This window comes from uncultured Polaribacter sp. (assembly GCF_947501385.1).
In the GTDB taxonomy this organism is placed as follows: domain Bacteria; phylum Bacteroidota; class Bacteroidia; order Flavobacteriales; family Flavobacteriaceae; genus Polaribacter.
The window spans coordinates 1-777 of the sequence record NZ_CANMVP010000078.1 but is presented as its reverse complement, the minus strand read 5'-3'; the positions used below and the strand labels follow the sequence as shown (position 1 = coordinate 777).

2 protein-coding genes are annotated in these 777 nt (G+C 33.2%); both read right to left on the bottom strand.

Features of this window, described 5'->3' with window-relative positions; all coding sequences use genetic code 11:
* Positions 1-134: 134 nt before the first annotated feature.
* Positions 135-473: a hypothetical protein gene (locus Q0998_RS19260; RefSeq protein WP_299673083.1), complete on the bottom strand. Its 339-nt coding sequence runs from the start codon at positions 471-473 to the stop codon at positions 135-137.
* Positions 474-481: 8 nt separating this feature from the next.
* Positions 482-637 carry a hypothetical protein gene (locus Q0998_RS19255; protein WP_299673080.1) on the bottom strand — a complete coding sequence of 52 codons (156 nt, stop codon included), beginning with the start codon at positions 635-637 and terminating at the stop codon, positions 482-484.
* Between the last annotated feature and the right edge of the window lie 140 nt (positions 638-777).

Here is a 777-nt window from a genome sequence, read left to right as displayed (position 1 = left end):
ACGGGCTCGTATAAGAATAGTGCGGTTTTGTGTGCGAGGATTTTCCGCAGGAAAATCAGACGTAACAAAAGAGCACTAACCTTTGATTAAGCAACTAATTTAGCATTATTTTTATACAATGTTGGCAACTGGCTTTATTCCGTAATTGCCTGTTCTTTATATAATTTGACAAATTCCTTTGCGTCTTTCATCAACTCTGGATATTTTGCATAATTCTGATATTCCGCAACTTTTCCAGTTCTTTTGTCAATTGATTCAATTTCTCTAATATGGTAATATCTAAATCCATTTTCTACCAAAAATTTCACAACATCCCACTTTTTAATATCGGTTTGTTTTGGTTGTTGAAACAAATGATATAATTCAGTCATTGGTTTTTCGCATTGAGGACAAATCGAGATATGAACTTTTTCTAAATCGGCAGGTCTATTAAATGCTTTTCTGCAATCTAAACATACTTTTTTATATCCCATTTTTTAACCTAATGTTCGTTCCAATGTTTTTTAAATTCTTGCTCCGTAATTTCGAAATCAAAGAATTCATCTAAATCCAATTTTTGGTCTCCAAGTCCGCCATATTCATCTTCCAATTTCTTTTGGTCATATTTCAATGCTTTTCCGTTTTCATAAACCTCCATTTGTTTTGTCGGTAGTCCAGAATTTTCGGTTTCAAAATACCATATCGATTTCCCCCAATTATCAAATTCATCTCCACGGGTTTCTTACCAATTTCGTTTATAGTACCTCATTTTTTTGGTCTGTTCAGCTTGTTGCCAAC